Here is an 8,665-nt window from a genome sequence, read left to right as displayed (position 1 = left end):
GTCTGCGGGGCGTTCGTGGCTTGTCGCGCAGTTCCCCGCGCCCCTGACGGGGCGCGGGCCCCGATCAGCCCATTAGGGTTCAGCCACAGCAGCGGTTCGGAGAGCAAGCGGTAGGCAGCAGAAGATGGATTTCCCGGCGGACTTCCCGGAACAGGCGCACCCCCACCCGCACGGCGGATGGCCCGGCAACGAACTGGAGGAGGTGCTCTCGGCGGCACTCGGCCAGTCGAGCGCGGGCGGCCGGATCGTGGAGGTGCTCGGCCGCAGCTTCCTGTGGGTGCCCCTGCCCGAGGGCGGCGGCCCGCACAGCGGCCCGCTCGACCTGCCGACGTTGCAGATCGAGGGCCAGGCGTACGTGCCGGTCTTCAGCTCCGAGCAGCAGTTCCGCCAGGTCGTCGGCAACCACATGTCGTACACGATCGCGCCCGCTGTCGAGTTCGCGCGCGGGCTGCCGCCGCACGTCGGCATCGCGGTGAACCCGGACGGCGTGGTCGGCGTGCCGCTGCCCCCGGCCGCCGTGGCCGAGCTGTGCCGGGCCGGGCGGACCCCGCTGGACGGGTCGGCGAGCGGCGCCCGGGTGCGGCTGTTCGAGCCGGACTGGCAGGACGAGCCCGTGGACTTCCTCGCCGCCGCCTCGGCCGAGTTCGCCGGAACCGGCGCCGTGCTCAGCGCCCGCCGCTGCCTGGCCGCCATCGAGACCTCCGACCCGGTGATGTTCATCGGCGTCGAACTCTCCTCCTGGGAAGCCGACCGCGCCCTCCCCCTGGACGCGCTGGCCCGGGCCCTGACCACGGCCCCGGTGCGGTACGCCGTGAACATGGTCTTCCTGGACGTCGCCCAGGACCCGGTGGGCGACTGGATGCGCGAACGGGTACGGCCCTTCTACCAGCAGGGCTACTGAGAGGCGCCCTTTTAGGGGCGCGGGGAACTGCGCGATCAACCACAAACAACCCGCATCCGCCAGCAGGCAGTAAGCCCCGAGCTCGGAGGCGCTGGTTGTCGGCAGAGCCACTTAAGCTGGTTTCATATCCAACGTTCAGGTCTCCGCGAGAGGGCGGTAAAAGGTGAGCGCCAGCGGCACCGCCGCGACCGGCCAGGTCGAGCACATGCTGCGCCAGGTGACGCCCGGGCGTTACGACGCGTACGAGGCGTTGCTGCGCGCGCTCGCGACCCCGTCCTCCGGCCAGGTCTGGATGCTGCTGTGGCACGGCCAGGCCGGCTCCCCGGACGCCCAGTACGGGAACATGGAGGTGGAGGGCTACGGCTACGCCCCCTGCGTCACCTCCGCCCAGGAGCTCTCGGCCAGCGGCTGGAACCGCAGTTACGAGGTCGTCGACGGCCTCGACGTGGCCCGCACCCTGTACCCCGACCAGTACGGCCTGTGGCTGAATCCGCACGCACCCGGCGGCGGCCTCGGCATCCCCTGGCTGGACCTGCGCCGCATCGCCACCGGACTGGAGCGCCAGCCCGCGGGCCCGCTGCGACTGTCCGAACCGGGCATCGAGATCCCGCAGTTCTACGCCCTCCTCACGCAGAACGCCCACCGCACCCCGGCCGTCCGCTCGCTGCGCCGCGCCTGGGTGCAGCCCGCGCTCGGCGCGCCGTACCTGGCCATCGGGCTCGACGTGTACGACACGTCGCCGCCCGCCGTGGACTCGGTGCGGGCGATGATGCAGCAGTCCATCGGCGCGGTCCCGGACGGGCTGCCCGTCTCGACCGTCGCGATGTCCGACGAGTTCGACCCGGTGGCGATGTGGCTGCGCGCCAACGCCCGCCCCTTCTACGACCGCGAGGCCCACGCGGCCCCGGCCCAGGCCCCCGCCGCGGGCGGGTACGGATACCCGGGCGGGTACTGAGGGCCCCGGACCTCCTCCGCGACGCGCCAGACCTCCTCCACGGCGCCCAGAACCCCCTCCACGGCGCCCCAACCACCCTTCACAGCGCACCCACAAGCACCCTGGGCGGTTTTGCGGGACATGTCCGCATCTACGCGGGTAAATGTAAGCCGCAACCTCTTGCGCCCCAACTGCCCCGCGTCCGAATCACGTTGTGTGACGTCCGCATAACGGAACCCACGGGACAGCATCACGGTTAGGCATCCATTCGCCGTCAAGTCTGGCAGCAGATCGGCGAAGCGTTGAAGACTCCCGGACCAGGGGGCTTCACCCCTGTGTACGGCAGGGGAACTCCACCCCTGCCCACGATCGACGATCAGGCCGCTACCGCGGCGAGTGCGGGCCGGTCACCGCCGGTTGAGAGGGGTCCCTGCCAGATGACGGCGCCATTGCACGACACGACCGCGGAAGCGGCCCCGACGGCTCCTGCCGATCCGGCGGAGACAGGCGCCAGCAAGGTCGAGGGCCGGTCCCTCAAGCAGATCGCCTGGAGCCGTCTCAAGCAGGACAAGGTCGCGCTCGCCGGCGGCGCCTTCGTGCTCTTCCTGACCCTGGTCGCCGTGTTCGCCCCGCTGATCGTCGGTCTGCTCGGCCACCCGCCGAACGAGTTCCACCAGGACAAGCTGAACCCGCTGACCAACCTGCCGCAGGGCGCGTGGGGCGGCGTGAGCGGCGACTTCCTCTTCGGCGTCGAGCCCAACAAGGGCCGTGACGTGTTCAGCCGCATCGTCTACGGCGCCCGGATCTCGCTCCTCGTGGCGTTCCTCGCCGCCGTGGTCGCCGTGGCGCTCGGCACCCTGTTCGGCATCATCGCGGGCTACTTCGGCGGCTGGATCGACGCGCTGATCAGCCGCACCATGGACGTGCTGCTCTCCTTCCCGCAGCTGCTCTTCATCATCTCCCTGGTCTCGGTGCTCCCCGACGACCTGCTGGGCCTGACCGGCTCGGGCGTGCGTATCGGCGTACTGGTCCTGGTCATCGGCTTCTTCGGCTGGCCGTACGTGGGCCGCATCGTGCGCGGCCAGACCCTGAGCCTGCGCGAGCGCGAGTACGTCGAGGCCGCGCGCAGCCTCGGCGGCGGACGGCGGCACATCCTGTTCAGGGAGCTGCTGCCCAACCTCGTCGCCCCGATCCTCGTCTACGCGACGCTGATGATCCCCACCAACATCCTCACGGAGGCGGCGCTCAGCTTCCTCGGCGCGGGTGTACGGCCGCCCACGGCGTCCTGGGGCGGCATGCTGCGCGACGCGCTGGAGACCTACGAGCACGATCCGATGTTCATGGTCTTCCCCGGCGCGACCATCTTCGTCACCGTCCTCGCGTTCAACCTCTTCGGAGACGGTCTGCGCGACGCGCTGGACCCCAAGGGCACCCGCTAGAGCTCTTCCACGACTTGCCCCTGCCGCACCGTCAGGTGGCTGACCCCATGGTTCTCCGGCTCAGGACCGGGACCGCGAATCTCGGAGGTTACGAGAAAATGTCCACAGGTTCCCCGAAGCGACGGCTTGCCGCCGGTGCGGCCCTCGTAGTCGCGGCGCTGGTGACCACCACGGCGTGCGGCGGCGGCAGTGACAGCGACGACGGCGGCGACAAGGGCGCGGGCTACAACGCCGCGCTGGACAAGGTCGTCAACGCGTCCACCAAGAAGGGTGGGACGCTGAAGTTCATAGGCAAGCAGGACTTCGACTCCCTGGACCCGCAGCGCACCTACTACGGCATGACCTGGGACTTCATGCGGTTCTTCACCCGCACCCTGGTCACGTACGACACCAAGCCGGGCGAGGCGTCCAACAAGCTGGTCGGCGACCTCGCCACCGGCCCCGCCGAGGTCTCCGCCGACGGCAAGACCTACACGTACAAGCTGCGTGACGGCCTGACCTGGGAGGACGGCTCCAAGCTGACCTCCAAGGACATCAAGTACGGCATCGAGCGCATCTGGGCGACCGACACCATCACCGGTGGCCCCGCGTACATCAAGCAGACGCTGGACCCCAAGGGCGAGTACAAGGGCCCCTACAAGGACACGTCCAAGGACAAGCTGGGTCTGAAGGCCATCGAGACGCCGGACGACAACACCATCGTCTTCAAGCTGCCCAAGCCCAACGGTGACTTCGAGCAGTTCCTGGCCATGCCCACCGGTGCCCCGGTGAAGCAGAGCGAGGACACCGGCGCCAAGTACACCAACAAGCCGTTCTCCTCCGGTCCGTACAAGGTCCAGTCGTACAAGGCGGGCAAGGGCCTGACCCTGGTGCGCAACACCAACTGGAAGAAGTCCTCGGACCCGATCCGCCCGGCGCTTCCGGACAAGATCACCGTGACGATCTCCGCCAACCTGGAGGAGAACGACAAGCGGCTGATGGAAGGCGACTACGACCTCGACGTCAACGGCACCGGCATGACCCAGTCGGGCCGCGTCACCGCCGTCCAGGACCACCAGGCCGACATCGACAACATCCAGACGTCGTTCGTCCGTTACGTGGCCCTCGTCCAGACGACCAAGCCGTTCGACAACGTCGACTGCCGCAAGGCCGTCTTCTACGCCACGGACTTCGCCGGTCTGCAGCAGGTCCGCGGTGGCAAGGTCGCCGGTGGTGAGATCGCCAACTCGGTCTTCCCGAAGTCGATCCCCGGCTACACCGACTACGACCCGTACGGCGTCCTCGCCCGCAAGGGCAAGCCGGACCTGGCGAAGGCCAAGGAGTCGCTGAAGGCGTGCGGCAAGCCGAGCGGCTTCTCCACCAAGATCACCGCCCGCACCAACCAGCCGTCCGAGGTCGACGCCGCCGAGGCGCTCCAGGAGCAGCTCGGCAAGGTCGGCATCAAGCTCGAGGTCGACCCGATCGACGGTGCCCAGTCCTCCAGCATCACCGGCTCGCCGAAGGTCGTGAAGGAGCGCGGCTACGGTCTGACGATGAGCGGCTGGGGCCCGGACTTCCCGACCGGCCAGGGCTACGGGCAGCCGCTGTACGACAGCCGCTTCATCTTCCCGAACGGCAACTACAACGAGTCGCAGATCAAGGACCCGGAGATCGACAAGATGTTCGACGACGCGATCGCGTCGACGGACCCGGCCGCGTCCAAGAAGATCTACGAGGACATGAACAAGCGCCTGCTCGACAACGCCGACTGGATGCCCTTCATCTACGAGAAGAACATCTCCTGGCGCAGCCCGCGGCTGACGAACGTCTACTCGTCCGCCGCGTACAACGGCCGCTACGACTACGTCATGCTCGGCGTCACGAAGTAACCGCCGAACTGCCGTAGCCGACCGTTCCCTTGCCGCCGAATCCCGCCAGTCCGAAGGGCAGGTGATGGCCCCGGGCGGCGGCCGGGACTCTTCCTGAGGAATCCTTCTGAGGAATCCTCTTGAGGAGTCCCGGCCGCCGCCGGGCCGCGCACAGTGCTTGCTTATCTCATCCGGCGCCTGATCGCCGTTGTCATCATGGTGCTGGTCGTACTGCTCGCGACCTTCACCGTCTTCTACATGCTGCCCAAGTGGGCGGGACAGGACATCGCCGTCCTCTTCGCCGGCAAGGCCACAGGAGCCGAGCAGGTCGAGGGCATCCGCACCAAGCTGGGCCTCGACGATCCGCTGCTCGTGCAGTTCTGGGAGTTCGTCAAGGGCATCCCCATGGGACGCGACTTCGCCAACGGCAGCGACGTGACCCACTGCCCGGCCCCCTGCTTCGGCTACTCCTTCGTCACGGAGGAGCCGGTGTGGAACACCCTCAAGGACGCGCTGCCCGTCACCGGCGCGCTCGCGGCCGGAGCCTGCGTGCTGTGGCTGGTCGGTGGTGTCGCCACCGGTGTGGTCTCCGCGCTCAAGCGGGGCACCATCTGGGACCGCGGCGCGATGATCGCCGCGCTCGGCGGTGTCTCCCTGCCGATCTTCTTCACCGGCATGGTCGCGATGGGCATCTTCGTGCACAGCCTGGGCTGGGTGAAGATCGAGGACAATCTCAGTACCGACGACTCCATCGGGGTGTGGTTCGAGACCCTGCTGCTGCCATGGATCGTGCTCGCGCTGCTGAATGCCGCGATGTACGCCCGACTCACCCGCGCCACCATGCTGGAGGTGCTCGGCGAGGACTACATCCGCACCGCCCGCGCCAAGGGCCTCGGTGAGCGCGTCGTCATCACCCGGCACGCCCTGCGCTCCGCGATGACACCGATCCTGACCGTGTTCGGCCTCGACATCGGTGTGCTGCTCGGCGGTGCCGTGCTCACCGAGTCGACGTTCAACCTGCCCGGCCTCGGGCTCGCCGCGGTCCAGGCCATCAGCAGCAAGGACCTGCCGGTCATCCTCGGCGTGACCCTGTTCGCGGCCCTCGCGATCGCCGTCGCCAACCTCGTCGTCGACCTTCTGTACGCCGTCATCGACCCGCGAGTGAGGCTGGGATGACCGACCTGAACAAGACGGGAGCGGCCCTCGGGGAACCCGTGTCCGCCTCTCCCGCCCCCTCCGCCTTCCTCGAAGTACGCGACCTGAAGGTGCACTTCCCGACCGACGACGGCCTGGTCAAGTCCGTCGACGGGCTCAGCTTCTCGCTGGAGAAGGGCAAGACCCTCGGCATCGTGGGCGAGTCCGGCTCCGGCAAGTCGGTCACCTCGCTCGGCATCATGGGCCTGCACACCGCCGGCCAGTACGGCAAGCGCAAGGCGCGGATCTCCGGCGAGATCTGGCTGGACGGCACCGAGCTGCTGTCCGCCGACCCGGACCACGTGCGCAAGCTGCGCGGCCGCGAGATGGCGATGATCTTCCAGGACCCGCTGTCCGCGCTGCACCCGTACTACACGATCGGCCAGCAGATCGTGGAGGCGTACCGGATCCACCACGACGTGGACAAGAAGACCGCCAAACGCCGTGCCGTGGAGATGCTCGACCGCGTGGGCATCCCCCAGCCGGACAAGCGGGTCAACAGCTACCCGCACGAGTTCTCCGGCGGTATGCGGCAGCGCGCGATGATCGCGATGGCGCTCGTCAACAACCCCGAACTGCTCATCGCGGACGAGCCGACGACCGCCCTCGACGTGACCGTCCAGGCGCAGATCCTCGACCTCATCCGGGACCTGCAGAAGGAGTTCGGCTCCGCGGTCATCATCATCACCCACGACCTGGGCGTCGTCGCCGAACTCTCCGACGACCTCCTGGTGATGTACGGCGGCCGGTGCGTGGAGCGCGGCCCCGCCGAGAAGGTGTTCTACGAGCCCCGCCACCCCTACACCTGGGGCCTGCTCGGCTCGATGCCGCGACTGGACCGTGACCAGCAGGACCGGCTCATCCCGGTCAAGGGCTCCCCGCCCTCGCTGATCAACATCCCGTCCGGCTGCGCCTTCAACCCGCGCTGCCCGTACGCGGACCTCCCGAAGGACAACGTCACCCGCACGGTCCGCCCGGATCTGACCGAGGTCGGCAGCCGGCACTGGGCCGCCTGCCACATGACGCAGGAGCAGCGGGAGCGGATCTGGACCGAAGAGATTGCGCCGAAGCTGTGAGCGAGAACGCAGAGGACAAAGCGGTGGGTATCCCTGCACAGGCCGATGGCGCGACCCTGACCAAGAAGGATCCCGCCCCCGGCGAGATCCTGCTGAAGGTCACCGGGCTGCAGAAGCACTTCCCGATCCGTGAGGGCCTGTTCAGGCGGCAGACCGGCGCGGTCCGCGCGGTCGACGGCATCGACTTCGAGGTGCGCTCGGGCGAAACCCTGGGCGTGGTGGGCGAGTCGGGCTGCGGCAAGTCGACGATGGGCCGGCTCATCACCCGGCTGCTCGAACCGAGCGCGGGCAAGGTCGAGTTCGAGGGCAAGGACATCACGCACCTCGGCGTCGGCGGCATGCGCCCGCTCCGCCGCGATGTGCAGATGATCTTCCAGGACCCGTACTCGTCGCTGAACCCGCGCCACACCATCGGCACGATCGTCGGCGCCCCCTTCCGCCTCCAGAAGGTCACCCCCGAGGGCGGCGTCAAGAAGGAGGTCCAGCGGCTGCTGTCCGTGGTCGGCCTCAACCCCGAGCACTACAACCGCTATCCGCACGAGTTCTCCGGCGGTCAGCGCCAGCGCATCGGCATCGCCCGCGCGCTCGCGCTCAACCCGAAGCTGGTCGTCGCGGACGAGCCCGTCTCCGCGCTCGACGTGTCGATCCAGGCGCAGGTCGTGAACCTGCTGGACGACCTCCAGCAGGAGCTCGGACTGACGTACGTGATCATCGCGCACGACCTGTCCGTGGTCCGCCATGTCTCCGACCGCATCGCGGTGATGTACCTCGGCAAGATCGTGGAGCTCGCCGACCGCGAGTCGCTCTACAAGGCGCCGATGCACCCGTACACCAAGGCGCTGATGTCGGCGGTGCCGATCCCCGACCCCAAGCGGCGGTCGGCCAAGAGCGAGCGCATCCTGCTCCGCGGTGACGTGCCCTCGCCGATCAGCCCGCCGAGCGGCTGCCGCTTCCACACGCGGTGCTGGAAGGCGACGGAGATCTGCAAGACCACCGAGCCGCCGCTGCTGGAGCTGAAGCCGGGCCAGCGTGTGGCCTGCCACCACCCGGAGAACTTCGAGGACCAGGCCCCGCAGGACACCGTCCTCCTCTCCGCCGCGAAGGACGCGGTGGAACTGGTTCCGGACGCGGTGCTCGCCGAGTCGGCGGAGACGTCCGAGGCGTTGGCGGCCGAGGTCGCGGCCGAGACCGCGTCCGAGGCCGCGGAGGAGAGCGTCGAGAAGTCGACGGACAAGTAGGGCCTCACCGGGGGCGTGCACCTTGCAATGCAAGGT

General features: G+C 68.7%; 7 protein-coding genes. All 7 read left to right on the top strand.

The genetic code is table 11. The features are described 5' to 3' along the window. The first annotated feature begins 124 nt into the window (after positions 1-124). The 7 genes from FNH08_RS36940 to FNH08_RS36910 all read left to right on the top strand — a co-directional run bounded on the left by FNH08_RS36940 (position 125) and on the right by FNH08_RS36910 (position 8,629). On the top strand, positions 125-901 hold the full coding sequence (locus tag FNH08_RS36940; protein ID WP_152775900.1) for an enhanced serine sensitivity protein SseB: 777 nt from the start codon (positions 125-127) through the stop codon (positions 899-901). Between the two features lie 163 nt (positions 902-1,064). After that, the gene (locus FNH08_RS36935; RefSeq protein WP_322726094.1) at positions 1,065-1,856 is read left to right on the top strand and encodes an enhanced serine sensitivity protein SseB C-terminal domain-containing protein; all 792 of its coding nucleotides are present in this window, start codon (positions 1,065-1,067) and stop codon (positions 1,854-1,856) included. Between the two features lie 416 nt (positions 1,857-2,272). After that, positions 2,273-3,274, top strand: a complete 1,002-nt coding sequence (locus FNH08_RS36930; RefSeq protein ID WP_152775899.1) for an ABC transporter permease — start codon at positions 2,273-2,275, stop codon at positions 3,272-3,274. Positions 3,275-3,372: 98 nt separating this feature from the next. Then, complete coding sequence (locus FNH08_RS36925; RefSeq protein ID WP_152775898.1) at positions 3,373-5,142, top strand: ABC transporter substrate-binding protein; 1,770 nt, start codon at positions 3,373-3,375, stop codon at positions 5,140-5,142. A gap of 153 nt (positions 5,143-5,295) precedes the next feature. Further along, positions 5,296-6,297 (top strand): ABC transporter permease, encoded by a 1,002-nt coding sequence (locus FNH08_RS36920; RefSeq protein WP_322726093.1) that lies wholly within the window; start codon positions 5,296-5,298, stop codon positions 6,295-6,297. After that, the gene (locus FNH08_RS36915; protein WP_152775896.1) at positions 6,294-7,391 is read left to right on the top strand and encodes an ABC transporter ATP-binding protein; all 1,098 of its coding nucleotides are present in this window, start codon (positions 6,294-6,296) and stop codon (positions 7,389-7,391) included. The genes FNH08_RS36920 and FNH08_RS36915 overlap by 4 nt, the downstream gene beginning before the upstream one ends. Beyond that, positions 7,388-8,629: an ABC transporter ATP-binding protein gene (locus tag FNH08_RS36910; protein ID WP_407704520.1), complete on the top strand. Its 1,242-nt coding sequence runs from the start codon at positions 7,388-7,390 to the stop codon at positions 8,627-8,629. Before FNH08_RS36915 ends, FNH08_RS36910 begins: the two co-directional genes overlap by 4 nt. Positions 8,630-8,665 lie beyond the last annotated feature (36 nt).

This window comes from Streptomyces spongiae, assembly GCF_009377185.1.
GTDB classification, from domain to species: Bacteria; Actinomycetota; Actinomycetes; order Streptomycetales; family Streptomycetaceae; genus Streptomyces; species Streptomyces spongiae.
Note: the sequence above shows the minus strand (reverse complement) of the source record. Positions and strands in the feature narration are given on the sequence as shown.